The sequence below is a fragment of the Nocardia sp. NPDC052566 genome (assembly GCF_044547285.1).
Lineage (GTDB): Bacteria > Actinomycetota > Actinomycetes > Mycobacteriales > Mycobacteriaceae > Nocardia.
The window spans coordinates 1,047,705-1,074,623 of the sequence record NZ_JBIUAF010000001.1 but is presented as its reverse complement, the minus strand read 5'-3'; the positions used below and the strand labels follow the sequence as shown (position 1 = coordinate 1,074,623).

The 26,919-nt window shown below is 71.8% G+C and carries 2 protein-coding genes (1 of these 2 cut by a window edge); both read right to left on the bottom strand.

Going from position 1 to position 26,919, the window contains the following annotated elements; genetic code table 11:
- A protein-coding gene (locus tag ACIG5A_RS04410; protein ID WP_397237603.1) for an SDR family NAD(P)-dependent oxidoreductase crosses the window boundary here: on the bottom strand, positions 1–12,536 show its 5' portion. The gene continues 3,355 nt to the left of window position 1, outside the view; 12,536 of the gene's 15,891 nt are visible here — the first part of the coding sequence; its start codon is at positions 12,534–12,536; its stop codon lies beyond the left edge, outside the window.
- Complete coding sequence (locus ACIG5A_RS04405; RefSeq protein WP_397237601.1) at positions 12,511–26,919, bottom strand: type I polyketide synthase; 14,409 nt, start codon at positions 26,917–26,919, stop codon at positions 12,511–12,513. The genes ACIG5A_RS04410 and ACIG5A_RS04405 overlap by 26 nt, the downstream gene beginning before the upstream one ends.

The window sequence follows — 26,919 nt, the reverse complement described above, 5'->3', positions numbered from 1 at the left end:
GCCGCGTCGGCGTCGCCGGAGATCACCGTCGACGCCGGGCCGTTGACCGCCGCGATCGATACCGCGCCCGCCGGGCCGTCGAGCAGCGGCGTGACCTCCGCCTCGGCGGCGGTCAGCGCGATCATCGCGCCGCCCTCCGGCAGCGCCTGCATGAGCCTGCCGCGCGCCGCGACCAACCGGGCGGCATCGGGCAGCGACAGGACGCCCGCGACATGCGCCGCGGCGAGTTCGCCGACCGAATGTCCGAGCAGCAGTGCGGGATTCGCGTCCCAGTGCGCCAGCAGCCGGAACAGCGCCGTCGCCAGCGCGAACAGGGCGGGCTGGGTATACGCGGTGGTGTCGAGCAGAGCGGCCTCGGGCGAGCCCGCCTCGGCGAACATCACCTCACGCAGCGGCCGGTCGAGCAGGGCGTCGAATTCGGCGCACACCGCGTCGAACGCGTCGGCGAAGACCGGGTGGGCACGGTAGAGCTCGGCCCCCATGCCGGGGCGTTGACTGCCCTGACCCGCGAACAGGAATGCCGTTTTCCCCGAGCCGGATCGACCGCGCAGCACACCGGGCGCGGTGCCGTCGGTGGCCAGCGCGCGCAGACCGCCGAGCAGCGTCGCGCGGTCGTCCGCGACAATCGCACCGCGGTATTCGAAGGCGCTGCGCTGCGTCGCCAGCGCCCGGCCGACCGCGTCGGGATCGAGTGCGGGACGGTCCTCGGCGTAGGCGAGCAGCCGCTCGGCCTGTGCGCGCAGTGCGTCCGCGCTCCGGGCGGAGACGAGCCAGAGTCCACCGCCACCGCCACCGCCCAAGTCCGCGGCCGGGTCCATGGCCGGGGCCGAGTCCAGGGCATGGGCTTGGGCTGGGGCTGGGGCCGAATCCTGTTCCACCGGAACCTGTTCCAGGATGGTGTGCGCGTTGGTGCCGCTGACGCCGAAGGAGGAGACGGCGGCCCTGCGCGGGCGTCCGGTCTCGGGCCACGCCGTGTTCTCGGTCAGCAGCGTCATCGCGCCCGAGGACCAATCCACCAGCGGGGTCGGCCGGTCCACGTGCAGCGTGCCGGGCAGCACGCCGTGCCGCATGGCCTGCACCATCTTGATGACGCCCGCGATACCGGCGGCCGCCTGGGCGTGCCCGATATTCGATTTCAGCGAGCCGAGCAGCAACGGCCGGTCCGCGGGCCGATCCGGCCCGTACGCGGCGAGCAGCGCCTGCGCCTCGATGGGGTCGCCGAGCCGAGTGCCGGTGCCGTGCGCTTCGACGGCGTCGATATCGGCGGCGCGCATTCCGGCACTGGCCAGCGCCTGGGCGATGACGCGCTGCTGCGACGGTCCGTTCGGGGCGGTGAGGCCGTTGCTCGCGCCGTCCTGGTTCACGGCCGAACCGCTGACCAGCGCGAGCACCGGATGACCGTGCCGCCTGGCGTCGGAAAGCCGTTCCAGCACAACCACTCCCGCACCCTCGGCCCAAGCGGTGCCGTCGGCCGCCTCGGCGAAGGGCTTGCAGCGGCCGTCCTCGGCGAGCACGCCCTGCCTGCTGAATTCGACGAACGATCCGGGAGTCGACATCACCGCGACACCGCCCGCCAGCGCGAGCGTGCACTCACCGCCGCGCAGCGCCTGCGCCGCGAGGTGGATGGCCACCAGCGACGAGGAGCATGCCGTATCCACGGTGACCGCGGGCCCCTCCAGCCCGAAGGTGTAGGCGATGCGGCCCGACGCGACGCTGCCCGCGCTGCCGAGGCCGAGGTAGCCCTCGAGCTCCTCGGACGGCTGCCGCACGCGGCCGCCGTAGTCGTGATAGCTGGATCCGACGAAGACACCGCCCCTGCTGCCCTTCAGCGACAGCGGATCGATGCCTGCCCGTTCGAACGCCTCCCACGCGATCTCGAGCAGCAGTCGCTGCTGCGGATCGATGGCGAGCGCCTCGCGCGGGGAGATGCCGAAGAAGGCCGGATCGAAATCGGCTGCGCGGTGCAGGAATCCGCCGTACCGGGTGTAGGAGGTGCCCAGCTGGTCCGGGTCGTCGGAGTAGAGCTCGTCGACGTCCCAGCCGCGGCCCGCCGGGAACGGCGAGATGGCATCGACGCCGTCGACGACGAGTTGCCATAGCTCCTCGGGCGATTCGACATCGCCGGGGAATCGGCAGCTCATCGCCACGATCGCGATCGGGTCGTCGGTGCGCGCGGTCACCGGGGCCGCGGTCGCCGCCGGGAGGGCCTCGACGCCGAGCAGCCCGGCGAGGTGACGCACGAGCGCGGCGATGGTGGGGTGGTCGAAGACGAGGGTGACCGACAGCCGCAGCCCGGTGGCCGCCGCGAGCCGGTTGCGCAGGTCGACGGCGGTGAGCGAATCGAATCCGAGATCGCGGAAGACGCGGCCGGGTTCGACGCCGTCCGCATCGGCGAACCCGAGCGTCTCGGCGACCTCGGCGCGCACCAGGGCGGACAGCTCCGCCTCGCGCTCGGCGGTGGACAGTCCGGTGAGCCGGGCGGCGAGTGGGTTGGCCGCGCCACCGTCCGCCGGGCCCGTGCCGAGGAACGGCATCGCCTCGGGCAACGCGCGCAGAATCGTGTTGGGACGCACCATTTCCGAGGTCCGGGCGAACCGCTCCCAGTCGAAACCGGAGACGATCAGCCGCGGCTGTCCCGCCGCCAGTGCCGCGCCGAGCGCCGCGAGCGCGAGTTCCGGCGTCATCGGCTCGAGACCGGCGCGCACGAGCCGATCGCCCACCGCGGCGGCCGCGCTGTCGCCCGCCCACAGGCCCCAGGCCATCGAGGTGGCGGGCAGGCCGCGGGCGTGCCGCTGTTCGGCAAGGGTGTCGAGGTAGGCGTTGGCGGCCGCGTAGCTGCCCTGGCCGGTACCAGGCATGGTGGCCGCGAGCGAGGAGTAGAGGATGAATCCGTCCAGCTCCAGATCGCGGGTGAGCTCGTCGAGGTGCGCGGCGGCCGCGACCTTGGGCCGCAGCACGGCGGCGGCGCGCTCGGGGGTGAGGCTGTCGAGTACGCCGTCGTCGAGGACACCGGCGGCATGCACCACGGTGCGCAGCGGCTGGTCGACCGGAACCGCGGCGATCAGATCGGCGAGCGCGTCACGGTCGGTGACATCGCAGGCCACCGCAACCGCGGCCACACCGAGTTCGGCCAGTTCGGTCACCAGCGCCTCGACACCCGGCGTACTCGGTCCCCGCCGACCGGCGAGCACGATGAACCGCGCCCCACGCCGCGCGAGCCACCGCGCGGCATGCGCGGCGAGCGCACCGGTGCCACCGGTAATCAGCGCGGCACCCGAGGTGCTCCAATCATTGTCCGCCGCAACCGATTCGGCCCGCACCAGGCGGCGGGCGAAGATCCCGGACGCACGCAGCGCGACCTGATCCTCGCCGTCGAGACCGGCGAGCACCCGAACCAGCCGATCGAGCACCCGGTCGTCCCACCGCGCGGGCAGATCGATCAGACCCGCCCACCGCTGCGGATACTCCATCCCCGCGACCGCACCCAGCCCCCACGTCATCGCCTGCTCCGCGACGGGAACAGCATCCGCCCGGCCGACCCGCACCGCACCGACGGTCGCGGCCCACACCGGCGCGGCAACGCCCGCGTCACCCAGCGCCTGCATCAGGGTCACCGTCATATCGAGACCAGCAGGCACCACCGGCTGCGCCGGATGTCCCCCACCCGCGAGACCGAGTAGCGACAGCACGCCCTGCGGCGCACCGGCATCGAGGCGCTCACGCAGTTCGTCGGCGAGACGTGCACGGTCGCCATCGCGGAACGAGACGCCGACGCCCACGCAGTCACCGCTGTCAAGCGGCACGCTCGCATCGGGACTCTCATCACCGCCGACCGGCAGGCACACATCAGCGCTTTCGCCACTGTCGAGCGGCACACTGACACCGGCGCGACTGTCGCCGCCGAGCGGGAGGCTCGCATCAGCGCGGTCGCCATTGCCGATCAGCGCGCTCGATTCACCCCTGTCGCCACCGACTGGCGGCACCGTGACACCGGCGCGGTTACCCTCGCCGACCGGCACAGCCACCTCGGCGCGGCGGTCATCGCCGGGAGGTAGAGCCACACCCGCGCGGTCACCGCCGAACGGCACGGTGATGACGGTGGCGCCGTGCCGTTCAAGTGCGCTGGCACAGGATGCGGCGGACGCGTCCGCCGCCATGGCGTCGGGCACGATCAACCACCAAATGCCATGCAGGGCCGGTTTTTCGGTGCCAGTGGCCAGGGGGTGCCAGCTCACCTGATAGCGGAGGGTGTCGAGTACCGAGCGGTCGCGGCGATCGCGGTGCCAGGACGACAGGGCGGGGAGCACGGTGCGCAGGGCGGCCTGATCCCGCTCGTCGGCCATCCGCAGCGTGTCCGCTACGGCGTCGGCGTCGCCGCGCTCGATCGCGGTCCAGAAGTCCACGGCGACCGGATCGCCGACGGTCGCGGCCGTATCGGCACGCTCGGCGACCGGCCGCTCCAGCCAGTAGCGGGAACGCTGGAACGCGTAGGTCGGCAGGTCGACACGGTGTGCAGCGGTGCCGGAAAAGACGGCGTCCCAATCGATGTCGACACCGCAGGTGTGCAGCGCGCCGACGGAGAGGAGGAAGCGGCGCATGCCGCCGTCGGCCTCGGCGAGGGTGCCGGTGACACAGCCGGGGGTAGCCGCCGAATCCAGGGCCTGCCGAAGCCACACCGACAGTGTCGGATTCGGGCTCACCTCGACGAATACCGTGTGCTCGTCGCGCAGCAGCGCGTCGACGGCGGCCGAGAACACGACCGGCTCGCGCAGGTTGCGCTGCCAGTACCCGGCGTCCAATGTAGTTGTGTCACACCGCGCTCCGGTGACCGTGGAGTAGAACGGGATCTCCGATGCCAGCGGCGTCAGCTCGGCGAAGGCCGCCGTCAACTCGGCGTCCAGCTCCCGCACCTGCGGCGAATGCCCGGCGAAATCGACGCCCGGCAGCTCCCAGGACATGATTCCGGCGTCGGCGAGCCGGTCGCTCAGTGCGCGCAGCGACTCGGTATCCCCCGACACCGTCACCGATCCGGGACCGTTGACCGCGGCCACCGAGACCCGATCCGCCCACGGCGCAAGGTATTCGGTGATCGACTCCACCGTGGCCGCGGCAAACAGCATCCCGCCCCGGCCGATCAGCGGCAGCAGCGCCTTGCTGCGCAGGGCCACCATGCGCGCGCCGTCCGCGAGGGACAGACCACCCGCCACCACCGCCGCCGCGATCTCACCCTGCGAATGACCAACCACCGCAGCAGGTTCCACACCGAACGAACGCCACACCGCCGCCAACGACACCATCACCGAAAACAACACCGGCTGAACAACATCCACCCGACCCAGCGGATCTTCCGAACGCAGGAGGTCGATCAACGACCACTCGACATAAGGCGCCAGCGCCGCCTCGCATTCGGCCATCCGCTCGGCGAAGACCGCCGACTCGTCCAACAGCGCACATGCCATGCCCGCCCACTGCGAACCCTGACCCGGGAAGACGAAGACCACACGCCCTGCGGCACCGACCGTCCCTTCGACGAGCAGATCGTCGGCGCGTCCTTCGGCCAGTGCGCGCAGGCTCGCCACCATGGCGTCCTGGTCAGCGCCGCCGACGACAGCCCGATACTCGAACGCCGTCCGATCGTGCCGCAGCGAGTAGCCGATATCGCAGGGCGACAGGGCTTTCCGGTCCGCGAGGTAACCCGCCAGCCGACCCGCCTGCGCCCGCAATGCCTGCTCGGTACGCCCCGACAGCGGCCACAGCACCGGCCGCTGCACCAGCTCTGCGTCAGCGATCGCCGACTCCGCCGCGGGCACTGGCTCGGCGGCGGGCATCGGCTCGACGGTAGGCACTCGCTCAGCGGCAGACACTCGCTCGGCCGCAGGCGCCGGGTCTGCGGCGGGTGTTGACTCACCGGCGAGCACCGGTCCCGTGACAGCTGCCTGCTCTGCCCCGGACACCCGCTCCGCGGCGGACACCCGCTCCGCCCCGGGCACCGGTCCCGCGGCAGGCGCCTGCTCCGCGGCAGGCGCCTGCTCGATGATGACGTGCGCGTTGGTGCCGCTCAGCCCGAAGGAGGAGATTCCGGCGCGACGCACTCGCTCACCCCGCATCCACGGCTCAGCCTCGGTAAGCAGGGTCACCGCGCCGGTGGACCAGTCGACGTTCGGTGTGGGCTCGGCGGCGTGCAGCGATCGGGGCAGCAGATCGTGCCGCAGCGCCTGGACCATCTTGATGATGCCCGCGACGCCCGAAGCCGCCTGGGTGTGGCCGATATTCGACTTCACCGAGCCCAAGCGCAGCGCCTGCTCCGCGCCCCGCCGCCGTCCGTAGGTGGCGAGCAGCGCATCGGCCTCGATCGGGTCACCCAGTCTCGTACCGGTGCCGTGACCCTCGACCACGTCGACCTCCGCGGGGCCGAGCCCAGCGTTCGCCAAGGCCGCGCGGATGACCCGTTGCTGCGCAAGGCCGTTGGGTGCGGTGAGCCCGTTGCTCGCGCCGTCCTGGTTGATCGCGGAGCCACGCACCGTGGCCAGCACCGGATGCCCGTTGCGCCGGGCGTCCGAAAGCCGTTCCAGCGCAAGCACACCGACGCCCTCGGCGATGCCGAACCCGTCCGCGGCCGCCCCGTAGGACTTGCAGCGCCCGTCCGCGGCCAGGCCGCGCTGGCGGCTGAAACCGGTGAGCGACAACGGTGATCCGAGCACGGTGACACCACCGGCCAGTGCGAGCGTGCACTCCCCGCCGCGCAGCGCCTGTGCGGCCAGATGCACCGCGACCAGCGACGAGGAGCATGCGGTGTCGATGGTGACGGCGGGTCCTTCGAGCCCGAGGCTGTAGGCGATCCGGCCGGACAGCACACTGGTGGAGACACCCGCGATCAGGTGGCCCTCCACCTCGTCGGGCACCTCGTGGTTGCCGTACCCCTGGTAGGCGCCGCCGGCGAAGACGCCGGTCCTGCTGCCGCGCAGGGTCACCGGATCGATGCCCGCGCGTTCGAGCGCCTCCCACGACGTCTCGAGCAGCAGCCGCTGCTGCGGGTCCATGGCCAACGCCTCGCGCGGCGAGATGCCGAAGAATCCGGCGTCGAATTCCGCTGCGTCGTCGAGGAATCCGCCCGCGACGGCATAGGTGGCGCCGGGCCGATCCGGGTCGGCGTCGTAGAGCGCCGCCACGTTCCAGCCGCGGTCGGCCGGAAGTTCGGCGATCGCGTCGCGGCCCTCGACCAGCAGCCCCCACAGCTCGTCCGGATCGTGCACGCCGCCCGGGTAGCGGCAGGCCATCCCGACGATGACGATCGGGTCCGTCGCGTCGGCCGCGGCCACCGGCGCCTGCTCCGGTACGTCGGCCGCGGTGCCGAGCACCAGCTCGCCCAGGTGCCGCGCGAGCGCGACGACCGAGGAGTAGTCGAAGATCACCGTCACCGGCAGCCGCAACCCGGTGGCGGTGTTGAGCCGGTTGCGCATCTCCACGGCGGTCAGCGAGTCGAAACCCAGGTCACGGAAGGCTCTTTCGGGTTCGACCTCGGCGCCGGAGTCGTGGCCGAGCACGTGTGCTGCGTTGGCACGCACCAGATCGATCAGGATGCGCTCGGGGGCGGCGGCCTCGCGCAACCGGCGGCGCAGTGCCGAACCCGCGCCGTCGTCCACGGCGTCCGCGTCCTCGGCGGCCATGACCCGGCGCACTTCGGGCAGGCCCGCGATGAGTGGGCTCGGCCGCACCGAGGTGAACACCGGCGCGAACCGCTCCCAGTCGACGGCCGCCACCACAATGACGCCTTCGTCGTTGTCCAGCACCCGGCCGAGCGCGCCGAGCGCCACCGCGGGCGACATGAAAGGCACCCCGCGCCCGCGCAGTTGCTCCTCCACGAGGTTCGCCGCCATGCCGCCGCCCTCGGCCGGATCCCAGATGCCCCACACGATCGAGGTGGCGGTCAGGCCGCGGGCGCGGCGCTGCTCGGCCAGCCCGTCGAGGTAGGCGTTGGCGGCGGCGTACGCGCCGTGCTCGGCGCTGCCCCAGACCGCCGAGATGGAGGAGAACAGCACGAAGGCGTCCAGCGGGTCGTCGCCGAAGACGGCGTCGAGATTGTCGGCGCCGCGCACCTTGGCATCGAGGGTCCGCGCGAAATCGTCGGGATCGGTGTCGGCGAGCGGCACGAGCACACCGGCGCCCGCGGCATGGATCACCGTGCTGATATCTGCTCCGCCACTGCGTAATTCGGCGACGAGTCCGGCCAGCGCGGCGCGGTCGGTGACATCGCAGGCGGCGATCGTCACCCTGGTGCCGCGCGCGGCCAGCTCGTCGATCAGCTCGTCCACGCCCTCGGCGGCACGGCCACGACGGCCGACCAGCACCACGTGCCGCGCCCCTCGATCGGCGAACCAGCGGGCCAGATGCATACCGACGCCGCCGGTGCCGCCGGTGATCAGGACCGTGCCGCGCGGCTGCCACGGGTCCGCCGGTGCGGTCTCGCCGAGTGCGGCGCGGACCAGTCGCCTGCCGTGGATTCCGCCCGCGCGGATCGCGAGCTGATCCTCGTCGTCGCGTGCGGCGAGCACCTGACGGAGTCGCTCGGCGGCGCGCTCGTCGAGTGCAGCGGGCAGATCGACGAGGCCGCCCCAGCGTGCCGAATGTTCGAGTGCGGCAACCCGGCCGAGGCCCCACAGCAGACTCTGCGCGGGACTGGTCAGTACGTCGGCGCCGTCGGTGGCGACCGCGCCACGCGTGGCCCACCACATCGGGGCCGCGCATCCGCTGTCCCCGAGCGCCTGCAACAGCACCAGGCTCAACGCGGTGCCGTCGGTCAGCTGCGGGTTGCGCCGGTGCGGTGTTTCGTCCACACCGAGCAGCGACAGCACGCCGTCGACCGGCACGGACAGTTCCGCGAGCACTTCGGCGAGGCGGGCCGCCAGTGCCGCCCGATCGTCATCGGACGAGGTGAGCACGATCCGCACCACCGTCGCGCCACCATCACTGAGCGCCTGTGCGCAGGCGTCGACGATTGCAGCGCCCGCGTCACCCGCAACACCCGAAGTGGCCGCAGCACCCGAAGTGGGCGCAGTCACCGCGTTACCCCAAGTGCCCGCAATGGCAGCATCGCCCGCAGTAGCCGCAGTGCCCGCAGTGCCCGCAGTGCCCGCAGTGCCCGCAGCACCCGAAGTGGGCGCAGTCACCGCGTTACCCCAAGTGCCCGCAATGGCAGCATCGCCCGCAATAGCCGCAGTGCCCGCAGTGCCCGCAGTGCCCACGTCACCCGAGGTGGCCGCAGTGGCCGCGTCACCCGAGGTGGCCGCAGTGGCCGCGTCACCCGAGGTAGCCGAGGTAGCCGAGGTAGCCGAGGTAGCCGAGGTAGCCGAGGTAGCCGAGGTAGCCGAGGTAGCCGAGGTAGCCGAGGTAGCCGAGGATGAGACGAGTAGCCAAGTGCCCGTGAGGGTTTGGCCAGGGCGGTCGATAAGTGGAGACCAGTCGACGCGGTAGCGCCAGGAGTCGGCGGTGGCGCGGTCGGCGAGGCCGCGGCGCCATGCGGCGAGCGCGGGCAGGACGGCGCCGACGGTATCGGCGGATTCCAGGCCGAGTGTCGCGGTGAACGCCGGGAGGTTCTCGTCGTTGACCGTCTCCCAGAAGGCCTGCTCGGCGGGGTCCGCGGCCGGTGCGGCGGCCGCGGCGTCCGCGGGGCGTTCGAGCCAGAACCAGCGATGCTGGAACGGGTAGGTCGGCAGTGACTGCTCGCCGCAAGGGATGTCGGCGAAGAACGCGGACCAGTCCGGCGTCAGCCCACGAACCTGGGCTTCCGCGAACGAGCGCAGCGCGGCGTCCATACCGCCGTGCTCGCGGCGCAGCGTGCCCACCGCGGTGGCATCGATACCGGCGGCATCGGCGCTCTGCGTCACGCCGACGGTGAGCACCGGGTGCGGGCTCGGCTCGATGAAGAAGGCGTAGCCGTCCGCGAGCAGGCTCTGGGTGGCATCGGCGAAACGCACGGGCTGGCGCAGGTTTCGATACCAGTAGTCGGCGTCGAGTGTCGCGGTGTCGCGCCATGCGGCCTCGACGGTGGAGAAGAACGGCACCTCGGCGGCGGTGGGTTCGATATCGGCCAGGTCGGCGAGCAACCGCTCGCGCAGCCCCTCGACCTGCGGCGAATGCGAGGCGTAATCGACCGGGATGATCCTGGCCTGAACGTCCGCCGCGACCAGGTCCGCGACCAGTCGCTCGACGGCGGCGGCGTCACCGGCCAGCACGGTCGAGGACGGCCCGTTGAGCGCGGCGACCGAGATCCGATCCGTCCACTCGCGCAGGCGATCCGTCAGCTCCGCGGCCGCCAGCGGCACCGAGGCCATGCCACCGCGACCCGCGAGCTCGGCGATGGCCTGGCTGCGCAGCGCGACGATCTTCGCACCGTCCGCGAGCGACAGACCACCCGCCACCACCGCCGCCGCGATCTCACCCTGCGAATGACCAACCACCGCAGCAGGTTCCACACCGAACGAACGCCACACCGCCGCCAACGACACCATCACCGAAAACAACACCGGCTGAACGACATCCACCCGATCCCACGGGTCGTCCGCGAAGATCCGCTCGCGCAGCGACCAGTCCACGAACGACGCAAGCGCGGTCTCACACTCGGCCATCCGCTCGGCGAACACCGGCGACTGCTCCCACAGCTCGCGCGCCATCCCGGTCCATTGCGAGCCCTGCCCGGGAAAGACGAAAACTATCCGCCCGGTGTGCATTTCACCGCCGCGAACCAGGCCGGGCGCCTCCGCGCCCACCGCCAGCGCACGCAGTCCCGCCAGCGCGTCGTCGCGGTCACCGGCGATCACCACGGCACGGCGCTCGAACGCGGTCCGCGTGGTGGCCAATGCCTTTGCCACACCCGCTGTTCCGGCCGTTGGATCGCTCTCCATAGCGGCACGCACAGCGTCGGCCTGCGCGTACAGCGCCTCCTCGGTGCGAGCGGAGACGACGAGCGGCAGCGCCGAGCTACCTGAAGACAGTGCGGCGTCGGCGCTGACGCGCGACAGCGCCGAGTCGCCCGAAAGCGGTGCGGCAGCGCCGGTGACGAGCGGCACCGGCGGCACCGGGTTACCCGAAGGCGCTGCGGCGTTGGCGGTTTCGGTCAGCGGCGCCTGCTCCAGCACCACGTGCGCGTTGGTTCCGCTCACACCGAACGACGACACCGCCGAGCGCCGCGGCCGCTCCAGCTCCGGCCACGTGCGCGCCTCGGTCAGCAGCCGCACCGCACCGGAGGTCCAATCCACCTGGGTGGACGGCACTTCCGCGTGTAGCGTGCGCGGCAGCACGCCGTGGCGCAGCGCCTGCACCATCTTGATCACCCCGCCGACACCGGCGGCCGCGGAGGTGTGCCCGATATTCGACTTCAGCGAGCCGAGCCACAGCGGCCGCTCCTCGGGCCGCGCCCGACCGTAGGTCGCCAGCAGCGCCTGCGCCTCGATCGGATCGCCGAGCCTGGTTCCCGTCCCGTGCGCCTCGACCACATCCACATCCCCCGCGGACAACCGGGCATCGGCCAGCGCGGACCGGATCACCCGCTGCTGCGCGGGCCCGTTCGGCGCGGTCAAACCGTTCGACGCGCCATCCTGATTCACCGCCGAACCGGCCACCACCGCGAGCACGGTGTGCCCGTTGGCGATCGCGTCCGACAGCCGCTCCAGCAGCAGCACCCCGGCGCCCTCCGACCACGCGGTGCCGTCCGCGGCATCGGAGAAGGCTTTGCATCGGCCGTCGGGGGCGAGGGCGCGCTGGCGGCTGAACGAGACGAACGCGTCGAGGTCGGCGCCGACCGTCACGCCGCCGGTCAATGCCATCGAGCACTCCCCCGAGCGCAGCGACCGCACCGCCAGGTGCAGCGCGACCAGCGAGGAGGAACACGCGGTGTCCACGGTGAACGACGGACCGGTCAGCCCGAGCAGGTACGAAAGCCGCCCGGAGACAACGCTGCTCGTCGTCCCGGTGTGCAGCAGACCCTCGACCTCGTGGACACGCGCGCAACCCGCGCCGTAGCCGTTGACCATGGCGCCGATGAAGACACCGGTCGCGCTGTCGCGCAGCGCGGCGGGCACGATGCGGGCCCGCTCGACGGTTTCCCAGGCGACTTCGAGCAGCAGCCGCTGCTGCGGGTCCATGGCCAGCGCCTCGCGCGGCGAGATGCCGAAGAAGCCGGGATCGAATTCGCCTGCGTCGTAGAGGAATCCGCCGTTGCGAGTGTAGGAGGTGCCTGGGTTGTCCGGGTCCGGATGGTAGAGACCGTCGATATCCCAGCCACGATCGGCAGGCCACTCGGTGATGGCATCGGTACCGGCGGTGACCAGATCCCACAGCTGTTCCGGCGAGTTCGCGCCGCCCGGATACCGGCAGCCCATACCGATGATCGCGATGGGCTCGTGCCTGGCGTCGCGTTCCTCCCGCAGGCTGCGCCTGGCGTCACCGAGATCGGCGGTGGCGCGGCGCAGGTACTCGAGCAGCTTCTCGTCGTTCGGCATGTGTCGTCCGTCCTCAGGCCTGGCCGTAGTTGTTGTCAAGAAGGTCGAAGAGCTCGTCCGCGCTCGCGGAGCCGAGCTGGTCGCGGCTCGCGGCGGGCGCCGCGGCGGCGGTCCAGCGGTGGACGAGGTTCTGCAGGCGGATACCGATCTCCCGCCCGCCGGGTATGTCCGGCGCGAGACCGGCGAGCGCCGATTCCAGGCGTGCCAATTCGGTCAGCGCCGACGCGCCCGCCGCAGTGTCCGAGCACAGCTCGGCGTAGAGCACGTCGACCAGCGCGCTCGGTGTCGGATGATCGAACACCGCGGTGGCGGGCAGCGAAACCCCGGTGGCGGAACGCAATTGGTTGCGGAACTGAACCGCGAGCATCGAATCGAAGCCGCTGTCGGCGAACGCCTGCTCCGGCCGGACGGCCGCGCGGTCGCGGTGGCCGAGCACCGTCGCGGCGTGACCGGTGACGATATCGAGCAGCATCCGGCGCCGGGCCGGTTCGTCCAGTGGCGCAAGGCGTCCGGCCAGCGCGGTGTCCGGCTCGGGTTGACCGCGCAGCGCCTCCGCGACCGCGGGCAACTCCCGGATCAGGCCGAGCGCACGCGGGCTCGGCACGGTGGCGACGATCCGGTCTACCTCGAGATCGGCGACGAACCCGGTCGCCTCGTCCTGTTCGAGCAGTCGCTGCAGAACCGCGGTGACGGTCCCGGCCCGCATCGGCCGATCAGTCGCCACCGACCGATCGTCCAGTCCGCCGACCGCGGCGACCAGCGCGTGCGCACCCCGATCCCGGCGCTGCCGCGCCAACGCCGCCACCGCGGCGCACGCGGCACTGGCCGCACCATGCCGCGCCGCCCCCCACACCCCACTCAGACCGGTCAACACAATCCACGTCGCGTCGCCGAATCCCGCCAGCCCCTCCAGATTCCGCATCGCCCCCACCGCCGCCCCCACGGTGCCATCGAGCTCCTCAGCCGTGAGCGCGGCGATCGTCGCGCCGGAACTCCCCGACACGGTCGAACGCACTGCGTCGCCGAGCGCCGCTGCCGCCGAAGCAGCAGTAGTCACGCCGGAACTCCCCGGCTCAGCCGAACTGACGATGCCGCCGGACTCCTCCGCAGTGTGCACCGCACCGGGCGCGCCTGGACTCCCGGACGGGGCCGAATGCGCGGTGTCACCGAGTTCCTCGGCCGATAGCCCAGCGGTTGTCGCGCTGGAAGTCCCTGGCACAACCGAACGTGCGATGCCGCCGAGTTCCTCGGCCGCCAGCGTCGCCCTTGGCGCGCGGGGGCGTCGCGGTACGGCCGAATGTACAACGGTGCGAATGGGTTTCGCGCCCTCGAGCTCGGCGAGCAGATCCGGGTCGTCGGTGGCGCGGCCGGTGACTGTCAGCTCGGCACCCAGGTCGGCCAATTGCGCGCGCAGTGTGTCGACGGCAGGCTGGTCGCCGTCGCCACCGGTGATCAGGATGTGCGTCGCGCCCTGTGCGGCGAGCCATCGGGCCAGCTCGGCCGTCAGGTCGCTCATGCCCGCCGTGATCAGTGCCGAGCCACCGGACGGTATCCACTCACGGCGCGCGGGTCCGTGCTGAATCTCGGTGCGCCGCAGGCGCCTTCCATACGCACCCCCGGATCGGAGCGCGATCTGGTCCTCGCCGTGACCGCCTGCCAGCGCCCCAGCAACCAGATCGGTGAGTTCGTCCCCGACCATCGCGGGCAAGTCGAGCAGACCACCGAAGCGAGATTCCTGTTCCAGCAGCAGCACCTGCCCGAGCCCCCACAGACACGCCTGTCCCGCGTGCGCCAGCGGTTCGTCGGCGACCGCGACCGCACCGGTGGTCACGCACCACAGCGGAGCAGCCAAACCGCGCGCATCGAGACAGCGCAACAATTCGACCGTCGCAACCAACCCGGCGGGCGCGCCATCGCGACCAAGCACAGCATTGCGACCAGGCGCGACATCGCTACCGGGCATCGCATCCCCACCACGCACAACATCACGGCCGACCACCACACCCCCACCGGGCACCACACCACGACCGAGCAGGGCATCGCGACCGGGCAGGGCATCACTGTCGAGCAGGGCATCGCGATCAGGCACGGCGTCGCGGCCGGGAGTGGGATTCTCGTCGAGGCCGAGTAGCGAGATGATTCCCGAGATGTCCGGCGGCAACGGCACATCGGCCAATGCCTCGTCTACCGAGGCGCCGGTGGCCACCGCGACGGTGACGGGCTGCGCGCCGCCCTGCCGGAGCGCTTGCGTGCACACTCGCACTGCCGCGTGTTCGCGATGGTCGGCGGGGACGAGGAGTAGCCAGTCGCCGTGTGGGCGGTCCGTGGCGAACTCGGCTATCGGCTGCCATCCCATTCGGTAGGTCAGGCCCTGATCCGCCGCGGTGGCCGGGGTGGCGGTGGCATGCCGACCCGGTGACGGCAGCCAGAAGTGGTCGCGCTGAAAGGCATACGTGGGCAGCGTCGCGGTCCGGCCGCTGCCGTTCAGCGCGGGTACCTGGCGCCACGCCACGGTCACGCCTGCGCACCAGGCCTCGCCGAACGAGGTCAGCAGTCGTTGCCAGCCGCCGTCGTCGCGGCGCAGCGAGCCGATGGCGGCGATCGCGCGGCCGCGCTGTTCCGCGGTGCCGTCGATCGCGGCGGTGAGCACCGGATGCGGGCTCATCTCCAGGAATCGGGTGAACCCGGTGTCGAGCAGACTTGTTGTGCCGCACTCGAATTCGACGGTATCGCGCAGATTGCGATACCAGTAGCCCGCATCGAGCGATGAACCGTCGACGCGCTCGCCGGTCACCGTCGAGTACAGCGGAATCTCGCCGCGGCCCGGCCGGATATCGCCGAGCGCCGCGAGCAGTTCGTCGCGCAGCTGTGCCACCTGCGCGGAGTGCGCGGCGTAATCCACCGGGATCTCGCGGGCGCGAACACCGCGCGGCGCGCAGTCGGAAAGCAACGCCGCCAATGCCTCCGGCGCACCGGCGACGACCACGGCCGCCGGACCGTTGACCGCCGCGACACAGATCTCGCCGCCGTACCCGGCGATCAGCTCCTCGGCGCGCTCCCGGCCGACCGCGAGCGACACCATGCCGCCCGCACCCGACAGGCCGCGCAGCACGCGGCTGCGCAACGCCACGATCTTGGCCGCATCGTCCAGCGACAGCACACCGGCCACACAGGCGGCCGCGATCTCCCCCTGACTGTGCCCGATCACCGCATCGGCACGCACACCGGCGGCCGACCACTGCGCGGCCAGCGCCACCATCACCGCGAACAACGCGGGCTGCACCACATCGACCCGCTCCAGCGAAGCCGCATCGGGCTCGCCACGCAGCACACCCGTCAGCGACCAGTCGACGTAAGGTGCCAGCGCCACTTCACATTCCGCGATCCGGGCAGCGAATTCCGGCGCGCTGTCCAGCAATTCGGCCGCCATACCCGCCCATTGCGCACCCTGCCCGGGGAAGACGAACACCGTGCGCCCCGTCCCCGCCACACCACGAACAACATCTGGCGCTGCCGCATCCTCCGCAATCTCGGTCAGCGACCGCAGCAGCGCTTCCCGCTCCGCACCGACCACCGCGGCCCGCACGGAAAACCCTGACCGCACCGCCAATGCCCGTGCCACATCCGCGTTCTCGAGATCCCCATGCCGAATCAGATGGTCACGCAGCCGAACAGCTTGCGCCCGCAACGCCGCCTCGGTCCGCGCCGAAAGCATCCACGGCACCGGCCCCGCCCGACCACCATGCCGCCCGTCGGATACGGACCGCTCGTCGCCCGCGACTCGCAGCCGCCCACCCGATCTCGCCGCGGGCCGCTCGTCAACCACAGCGTCGGACCGCTCACCCGACACCACGACGGATCGCTCTCCGACCACAGCCGACACCCGCTCACCCAGCACCGCGGCGGACCGCTCGTGGGTCACAGCTCCAAGCCACTCGGCCACATCGGCCACCCGTTCACTCAGCTCGGCAGCGGGCGCCTCGGCCACAGCCGAAACCCGTTCGCCCAGTAGGGCAGCCGGCTGCTGGTCCGGCGTAGCAGCAACCCGCTCTTCGTACGCCGCTTCCTCGAGCAGGACGTGGGCGTTGGTGCCGCTCATGCCGAAGGCCGAGACGCCGGCGCGGCGGGGGCGGCTTTCGGATGGCCATGGCATGGCCTCGGTGAGGAGTTCTACTGAGCCGGTGGACCAGTCGACGCGGGAGGTGGGTTCGTCGATGTGCAGTGTTCGTGGGAGCAGGCCGTGCCGCAGGGCCGCAACGGTTTTGATGATGCCCGCGATGCCTGCGGCCGCTTGGGTGTGGCCGATGTTGGATTTCAGCGAGCCCAGGTGCAGCGGTCCGCGTCCCTGCCGGTCGGCGCCGTAGGTGGCGAGCAGCGCCTGTGCTTCGACCACATCCCCCAGCACGGTGCCGGTGCCGTGCGCCTCGACGAGGTCGACGTCGGCGGCCTGGAGTCCGGCGTTGGCGAGCGCCTGCCGGATCACCCGCTGCTGCGCCGTGCCGTTCGGTGCGGTGAGGCCGTTGGAGGTGCCGTCCTGGTTGATCGCGCTGCCGCGCACGACGGCGAGCACCGGATGCCCGTTGCGGCGCGCGTCGGACAACCGCTCGACCAGCAGCATGCCGACGCCCTCGCCCCAGCCGGTGCCGTCGGCCGTCTCGGCGAACGACCGGCAGCGGCCGTCCGCGGAAAGCCCACGCTGCCTGCTGAATTCGACGAACACATCCGGTACCGCCATCACGGCCGCGCCGCCGACGAGGGCGAAGGAGCACTCCCCCGCCCGCAATGCCTGCCCGGCGAGGTGCAGCGCGACGAGCCCGGAGGAACAGGCCGTGTCCAACGTGACGGCCGGGCCTTCGAGCCCGAGCTGATACGCGATGCGCCCCGAGGCGACGCTGGTCACCGTGCCCGCGAGCAGGTGCCCCTCGACCTCGGCCGCATTCGCCCCCGAGCCGTAGCCCTGCCCGGCGACGCCGACGAAGACGCCGCCGGTGGTGTCCGCGAGCCGCAGCGGGTCCATCCCCGCGCGCTCGAGCGCCTCCCATGCGGTCTCCAGCAGCAGCCGCTGCTGCGGATCCATGGCCAGCGCCTCGCGCGGCGAGATCCCGAAGAACTCGGCGTCGAAATCGCCCGCGCCGGTGAGGAATCCACCGCCGGCGGCGTAGCTGGTGCCGGGGTTGTCGGCGTCGGGATGGTAGAGCGCGGCCAGGTCCCAGCCGCGGTCGGCGGGCAGCGCCGAGACGGCATCGATCTCGTCGGTCACCAACTGCCACAACTCTTCCGGCGTCCGAACGCCGCCGGCGAAACGGCAGGCCATGGCGACCACGGCGAGCGGTTCCGCCGGATCGGCCACCGCGGCGCCGACCACCGGAACCGGCGCGGCGCCGTCGGTCAGCAACGAGTGCAGGTGCGCACCGAGTGCCGCGATGGTCGAGTGATCGAACAGCAGCGAGGCCGGCAGCGCCAGCCCGGTGACGGCGGCCAGCTGGTTGCGCACCTCGACGGTGGTCAGCGAGTCGAATCCGAGTTCGCGCAGCGGCCGCTCGGTGTCGAAGACGTGGCCGGCATCGTGACCGAGACCCCGCGCGACCTGCGCACGCACCAATTCCCCGACCAGATCGCGCTGTTCGGACTCGGCGAGACCGCGGAGCCGCTGCCGCCAGCCCGCGGCGGTATCGCTCGCGGCCGCATCCGGCGCGTCGTCCTGCGCGGCCTCGGGAATACCGCGCAGCAGCGGGCTCGGCCGTGCCGCGGTGAATGTCGGCGCGAACCGCGCCCAATCCACCTCGGCGATGACCACCTGGCTGTCGCCCGCGGCGATGGCCTGCCGCAGCGCGGCGACGGCCACCGCCGGATCGAGTCCGATCAGCCCGTGCCTGCGCAGCGTCGCGCCCGCGTCACCCTTCGCCATCCCGGTACCTGCCCACGGCCCCCAGGCCACCGAGGTCGCGGGCAGCCCGCGTGCGCGGCGGCGCGCGGCCAGCGCGTCCAGGTGCGCGTTGGCGGCCGCGTAGCCGCTCTGCCCGCCGCTGCCCCAGGTCCCGGCGATCGAGGAGAAGAGGACGAACGCCTCGACCGGCGCACCGTCGAGCAGTTCGTCGAGATACGACGCGCCGTCCGCCTTGCCCGCGAGTTCGGCGGCCAAGTCCGCGGCGGTGCGGTCCTCGATCGGCGCGACCGACACCGAGCCCGCGGCGTGGAACACCGCGCGCGGCGAATCGCCCTCGGCCCGTAGTGTTTCCAGCAGTGCGGCGATGTCGCCGCGATCGGCGGTATCACATGCCGCCACCGTGACACGGGTACCTGCGGCTTCCAGTTCGGCGGCGAGCGCCGCGACACCGGGGGCGGCCGCGCCGCGACGCCCGGCGAGCACGAGATGCTCCGCGCCGTCGGCGGCCAGGTCACGGGCGACCTCGGCGCCGATACCACCGGTGCCGCCGGTGATCAGGACGGTCCCCGACGGTCGCCACGGCTGTCGCACGTCGACTCGACCGGCATGGACGAGGCGACGGCCGAACAACCCGACCGGACGGATCGCAAGCTGATCCTCCTCGCCCAGCCCGCCGGCGAGCACGGCCGCGAGCAGCCGCCCGGACGAATCGTCCAGCGTCTCCGGCAGTTCGACGAGACCGCCCCACATGCCGGGACGCTCCAATGCGGCGACCCGGCCGAAACCCCAGACCTGCGCCTGTTCGGGCACGGACGCCGAATCGTGTGTGGCACACCACAACCGCAGATCCGCGCCGACATCACCGACGGCCTGCACGAGACGTAGCGTCGCGCCGAGTGGCTCGGATCCCCGTGCGAGCAGCGACAGCACACCATCCGGCGCCGCATCGCGCAGCCGCGCACCGAGGTCGGCCCGGCTGGTATCCGCCGCGACCTCGATGACCGTCACCTCGGCACCGTGCGCCTCGAGCACCTGCCGCACCGCCGTGATCTCAGATGCCACCGGGACCACCAGCGACCATCGTCCGGCCAGCCGGAACCGGTCCGGCGCCTTCAGTGGCGTCCAAGAGATGCGGTAACGCGTTGTCGCGGCGAGGGATTCCCGCTCCGCCCGTGCGCGCCAGGCGGACAGCGCGGGCAGCGCCTCGTTGAACGGGGTATCCACATCGATGTTCAGCAGCGTGGCCAGCGCCGGTGCATCGCTATCCCGCAACAGATTCCAGTCGCCCGCCACCGGCGTGGGCACGGAATCGGGCCAGAACCGCTTGTGCTCGAACGGGTATGTAGGCAGATCGACCTGCCCGCCCGCGGTCGGCCAGACAACAGGAACGCCGCGCACGTACAGACCGGCCAAAGCAGCGGTCACCGACCGGGACTCCGTGCGCCCCTTCGGAAGTACGGTCAGCACCGCACCCGCGGGCTGCGCGGGCAGGCATTCGGCCAGCATCGCCGCCAGCACACCGCCGGGCCCGACCTCGACGAATGTGGTCGCCCCCGCCGCGACCGCGGCATCGACGCCGTCGCGGAAACGTACTGTCCCGCGCACATGCTCGACCCAGTACGACGCGCGGCACAGCTGCTCCGCCGCAACGGGCGCACCGGTCAGATCGGAAATTACTGTGACCTGTGGCGTCGCATAGCTGATCGATGCCGCGACCCGCCGGAACTCGTCGAGCACGGGTTCCATTCGGGCAGAATGGAATGCGTGGCTGACCGCGAGCCTGCGGGTGCGGCGACCGCGCTCGCGCCACTGCTCGGCGGCGGCGAGCACCGCGTCCTCGTCACCGCTCAGCACGGTGGCGGTGGGCCCGTTGACGGCCGCGATCGCGACCGCGTCACCGGTGAGCAGCGCGCGAACCTCGTCCTCGGCCGCCTCGACCGCCACCATCGCGCCACCGTCGGGCAATTCGTCCATGAGCCGTCCGCGCGCGGCCACCAGCGCGCACGCGTCGGGCAGCGTCAGCACGCCCGCGATATGGGCCGCCGCCAGCTCGCCGACCGAATGCCCCAGCAGCACATCCGGCCGGACACCACGCCGCTCCAGCAGCCGGCACAGCGCCACCGAGACGGCGAAGAGCGCGGGCTGGGTATACCGGGTCCGATCGAGAAGTCGCGCCTCGTCCGAATCCGCCGCGGCGAACATGATCTCGCGCAGCGGACGGTCGAGGTGCGGTCGGAACTGCGCGAGCACCTCGTCGAGCGCCGCGGCGAACATCGGCTCGGCGCGGTAGAGCTCGGCGCCCGCCGCGGTGAACTGACTGCCCTGGCCGGGAAACAGGAAGGCGAGCCGCCCGTTGCCCGGCGCGATGCCGGTGATCAAGTCACCCGTGTTCGCGCCGTCGGCGAGTCCGGCGAGCGCCCGGCGCATCGCCGCGTCGTCCTCGCGGAGCACCGCGGCCCGGTACCGAAGGCCCGAGCGTGCGGTGGCCATGGTGTGCGCGACATCCGCCGCCGCGACATCGGGGTGGCTGTCGAAGTACCCGTCGATACGGGACGCCAAGGCGCGCAGCGCTTCCGGGGTGGCCGCGGACAGCAGCAGCGGCACCGGGACGGCTTCGGCCGCTCCCCGCTCCTCGTCCCGCGGCGGCTCCTCCAGAATCACGTGCGCGTTGGTGCCACTGATGCCGAACGCCGAAACACCGGCCCGCAGTGGCTCTTCGGCGCGCGTCCACGCGGTCGGCTCGCTCAGCAGCCGCAGCCCCGACGTGCTCCAGTCGACGTGCGGGCTCGGCGCCTCGGCGTGCAGGGTCGGCGGCAGTTCGGCGTGCCGCAGCGCCAGCGCCATCTTGATCACGCCGGCGACACCGGCGGCGGCCTGCGTATGCCCGATATTGGATTTGACCGAACCGAGCCACAGCGGCCGGGTGTCGCGATGCGCTTCGCCGTAGACGGCCCGCAGCGCCTGCGCCTCGATCGGATCGCCGAGTGCGGTGCCGGTGCCGTGCGCCTCGACCGCGCCGACCGCCGCGGCGGTGATGCCCGCGTCGGCGAGCGCGGCGCGGATCACTCGCTGCTGGGCAGGCCCGTTGGGCGCGGTGAGCCCGTTGCTCGCACCGTCCTGGTTGATCGCGGTGCCGGTGACGAGCGCGAGCACCCGATGCCCGTTGCGCCTGGCGTCGGCGAGCCGCTCGAGCATCAGCACGCCGGCGCCTTCCGACCAGGTGGTGCCGTCGGCGTCGGCCGAAAACGCCTTGCACCGGCCATCTCTGGCGAGTGCGCCCTGCCTGCTGAACTCGACGAACAGCGTCGGCGTGCTCATCACGGTGACGCCGCCGGTCAGCGCGCGCTCGCACTCGCCGCGGCGCAGCGCCTGCACGGCCAGGTGCAGCGCGACCAGCGAGGCCGAGCACGCGGTGTCCACCGTCAGCGCGGGCCCCTCCAGGCCGAGGGTGTAGGCCAGGCGGCCGGACAGCACGCTGGCGGTATTGCCGGTCAGGAAGTGCCCCTCGGTATCGTCCGCGGCGCCCGCGATCAGGGACGAGTAGTCCTGCCCGTTGGTGCCGACGAACACACCGACCGAATCGCCGCGCATCGACTGTGGCTCGATGCCCGCGTGTTCGATGGCCTCCCAGCAGGTTTCGAGCAGGATCCGCTGCTGCGGATCCATGGCGAGCGCCTCGCGCGGCGAGATGCCGAAGAAGCCCGCGTCGAAACCGGCCGCGTCGCCGAGGAACCCGCCCATCCTGCTGTAGGTGGTCCCCGGCCGCTCGCGGCGGGGATCGAAGAGCCGATCGGTATCCCAGCCTCGGTCGTCCGGCCAGTCCGCCATGGTGTCGCGGCCCTCGGCGAGCAGCCGCCAGAACGCGTCGGGTCCGTGTGCGCCGCCGGGGAATCGGCAACCGATGCCGACGATGGCGATCGGCTCGTCGGTGGCGGCGGCCGTGGCGCCGGGCGCCTGCGGCACGGCCGCGTCCGATCCGCCGAATTCGGCGGCCAGATGCGCGGCGAGCGCCTGCGGTGTGGCGTGGTCGAACAGAATCGTGGTCGGCAGTCGCAACCCGGTGGCCTTGGCCAGTCGGTTGCGCATGTCGACCGCGTTGAGCGAGTCGAAACCGAGTTCGGCGAAGGCTTTTCGGGTATCGATCGCGTCGGCGCCGGCGTAGCCGAGCACGCGTGCGGCGAGATCGACGATCAGCGTTGCCAATTCGCGGGTCCGCTGCGCCTGCGGCAGCGCGGCGAACCGCGACCGCGGCGCGTCTCCGGTCTCGGCGGCGGCCGCGACACCGCGCAGGTGCTCGAACAGCGCGAGGCCACGGGTCCGGCCCGCCGCGGCGAAGCGGGCCCAGTCGACGTCGGCGACGACGGTGTTCTCGGTGTCACCGGCCAGGATTCGGCCCAGCGCACGCAGCGCGGCATCCGGGTCCATGGCGCGCACGCCGAGGCCGCCGAGCCGTTCGGCATCGCGTGCGCCGACCATCCCGTCACCGGCCCACATACCCCAGGCGACACACGTGGTCGGCAGGCCCGCCGCCCGGCGGGTGGCGGCCAACGCGTCGAGCGCCGCGTTGGCGGCGGCGTAATTCGCCTGACCCAGACCGCCTGTCGTGCCCATCAGCGAGGAGAACAGGACGAACGCCGACAGGTCGTGGTCCACGGTGAGCTCGTGCAGCCAGCGCGCGGCAGTGACCTTGATGCGCAGCTGGCCGTCCAGCCGGGCCACGGTCATCGCGTCGGCCATGCCGTCGTCGAGAATGCCCGCCGCATGCACCACGGCCGTCAGCGGCCATTGCTCGGGTATCCCGGCCAGCGCCGCGGCGAGCTGCTCGCGGTCGGCCACGTCGCACGCGACGATGCCGACCGCCGCGCCCGCGCCTTCGAGTTCGGCCCGAAGTTCTTGTGCGCCTGGGGCGTCCGGTCCGCGCCTGCTCAGCAGCAGCAGGTGTTCCGCCCCGCTCGCGGCGAGCCGCCTGGCGACATGAGCGCCGAGCCCACCGGTGCCGCCGGTGATGAGTACGGTGCCGGTACCCGGCCACTGCTCCCGGCTCCGGGCGCCTTCCTCGACCGAACGCAGGCGGCGGCCATACACGCCGGTGGCACGCACCGCGACATGGTCCTCGTCGCGCACAACAGCCAAGACCGCGCACAGCCGTGCAGCTGCTCCTTCGTCGAGTACCGGCGGCAGATCGACCAGCCCGCCCCAGCGATCCGGATGTTCCAGCGCCAGTACGCGACCGAGCCCTGCAACGGCGCCGTACGCGGGCACGCCCGGCGACTCACCCGAACCGATGGTGGCGAGACCACGGGTGACACACCACAGCGGAGCGGCCACACCGGCATCACCCAGCCCCTGTGCCAAGGCAAGGGAAAGCGCGACGCCCGCAGGCACATTCGGATACTCGGGGTGCGCCCGCGATTCATCGGCGAGCAGCGAAAGCACCGCGGTGACGGACCGCTCCGCGACCGCGGCGCGCACGAGCGCGGCCAGCGAATCCCGGTCGTGCTCGACTCCGGGCACGGTGAGACGAATCAGGTCCACACCCGCGGCGGCGAGACGGTCGGCCACCGCACCGCCGGTCTCCGGCTCGACGATCAACAGCGGACCCGCCGGTATGGCGGCCGTCACCGAAAGCGATTGCCACACCGCGCGATAGCGCCATGCGGCGGCACGCCCGGCGCGCCACGACGACAGCGCGGGGATGACCTGCCCGAGCGCCTCGGGCGACACGTCGAGGTCCTGCGCGAGGTCGGCCACCGGCCTGATCTCCAGCTCGCGCCAGAAATCATCGCTTTCCGCTGCGGCGGAACGGATTTCCGGATCGAGCCAGTACCGCTGCCGCTGGAACGGATAGGTGGGCAGGGCAACCGGGCGAGCGACCGTGTCGTCGAGCGCCACCGTCCAGTCGACGGGCAGTCCGCGGACCCACGCCTCGCCGAGCGCGCACAGCAGCCGGTGCCCGCCGCCTTCGCCGCGGCGCAGGGTATGCAGCGCGGCAACGGAAGTGCCTGCCGCCGTGGCGATGTCCTCGACGCTCGCGGCGAGCACGGGGTGCGCGCTGATCTCGAGGAACGCGGTATGCCCCAGTTCGGCCAGTGCGCGCACCGCGGGTGCGAAGGCGACCGTCGCGCGCAGGTTCCGGTACCAGTAGCCGGCGTCCAGTTCGGCGGTGTCCACCCAGTCGCTGTGCACCGTGGAGTAGAAGGGCACCTCGCCGCTGGTCGGCCGGATTCCGGTCAGCGCCGCGAGCAGATCCGTGCGCACCCGCTCGACATGCGCGGAGTGCGAGGCATAGTCGACATCGACGCGTCGCGCCCGGACACCCTCGGCCCCACACTGTTCGAGCAGTTCCTCCAGCGCGTCGGAATCACCCGCGACCACGGTCGCGGCGGGTCCGTTGACGGCCGCCACCGAGATCCGGCCGGACCAGGGGGCGATGAGATCGGTGGTGTCCTCGGCGGACCGCGCGATCGAGGCCATCCCGCCGCGCCCGGCGAGCACCACGATGGCCTGACTGCGCAGCGCGACGATCTTCGCACCATCGGCCAGCGACAAACCACCCGCCACCACCGCAGCAGCGATCTCACCCTGCGAATGACCAACCACCGCAGCAGGCACCACACCGAACGAACGCCACACCGCAGCCAACGACACCATCACCGAAAACAACACCGGCTGAACAACATCCACCCGACCCAGCGGATCTTCCGAACGCAGCAGACCAATCAACGACCAATCAACGAACGGCGCGAGCGCCGCCTCGCACTCGGCCATCCGCGCCGCGAATACCGGCGACTCGTCCAGCAACTCCCGCGCCATGCCCGCCCACTGCGAACCCTGACCCGGAAAAACGAAGACGACCGGCCCCGCGTCGGCCGCCGATCCCTGCGCGATACCCGGCCCGGACTCGCCGTCGACGAAGGCGGAGAACAGTTCTGACAGCTCCGCCCGGTCGGCGACGACGACGGCCCGCTGCTCGAAGGCGGTACGCGCGGTGGCCAGAGCGCACGCGAGGTCGTACGGAACGACCATGTCGTCACTGGCCAGCGGCAGCAGTTGCCGGGCCTGATCGTGCAGTGCCCGGGGCGTGCGCGCCGAAAACACCAGCGGCACCGGACCGGACGGAACGGCCCGGTCGGCGGGTTCCGCGTCGGTGGCCGGTTCCTCCAGTACGACATGGGCATTGGTGCCACTGATCCCGAACGAGGACACCGCCGCCCGCCGCGGCCGCTCCCCCCTGGGCCACGGCACCGCCTCGGTCAACAGCGAGACCGCGCCCGATTCCCAGTCCACGAACGACGAGGGCTCATCGACGTGCAACGTGCGCGGCAGCACCCCGTGGTGCATCGCCTGCACCATCTTGATCACGCCCGCCACCCCGGCGGCCGCCTGCGCGTGCCCGATATTGGACTTCAACGACCCCAACCACAGCGGGCCGCCGGACCGCCGCTGCCCATACGTCGCGAGCAACGCCTGCGCCTCGATCGGATCACCCAACCGTGTTCCCGTGCCGTGCGCTTCGACCGCGTCCACGTCCGCGGCGGTCAGTCCGGCGTCCGCCAGCGCCGCGCGAATCACCCGCCGCTGCGCCGGGCCGTGCGGCGCCGTGAGCCCGTTGCTCGTCCCGTCCTGGTTGATCGCCGAGCCGCGCAGCACCGCGAGCACCCGATGGCCGTTGGCCACCGCATCCGACAACCGCTCCACCAGCAGCAGCGCCGCGCCCTCGCCCCAGCCGGTGCCGTCGGCACCGGCGGCGAAGGCCTTACAACGACCGTCGGGCGCCAATGCGCGCTGCCTGCTGAAGCCGACGAATTCGGCGGGACTCGACATGACCGTGACGCCACCCGCGAGCGCGAGATCGCATTCGCCGCGCCGAAGCGCCTGTGCCGCGAGGTGCAACGCCACCAGCGACGACGAACACGCCGTATCCAGCGTCACCGCAGGGCCTTCCAGGCCGAGCACGAACGACACCCGCCCCGAGATGACACTGCCCGCGGAGCCGACCAACCGCTGGCCGTCGATGGACGACAGACCACCAGGCAGCGCGAGCCCCTGGTCGTAGAACATCGCACCCGTGTAGACGCCGGTCTTGGATCCGCGCAACGACAACGGATCAATACCCGCCCCCTCCACCGCCTCCCACGCAACCTCCAGCAACAACCGCTGCTGCGGATCCATCACCAACGCCTCACGCGGCGACACACCGAAAAACTCCGCATCGAAATCCCCTGCACCGGACAGAAATCCGCCTTCACGCACATAGGAACAACCCGCCCGATCCGCATCCGAATCGAACAAACCCCCTAGATCCCACCCACGATCCATCGGAAACTCCGACACCGCGTCCCCACCCGCCGACACCAAATCCCACAACCCATCGGCCGACGCCACCCCACCCGGCAGCCGACACCCCATCCCCACAATCGCCACCGGCTCCCGCCCCGCGGCCAACTCCCCCCGCAACCGCACCACCTCACGCACCGCATCCCGGAGAGCACCAACCAACTCCTCGGAACCACCAGCACCAGAACCTGCGCCCAC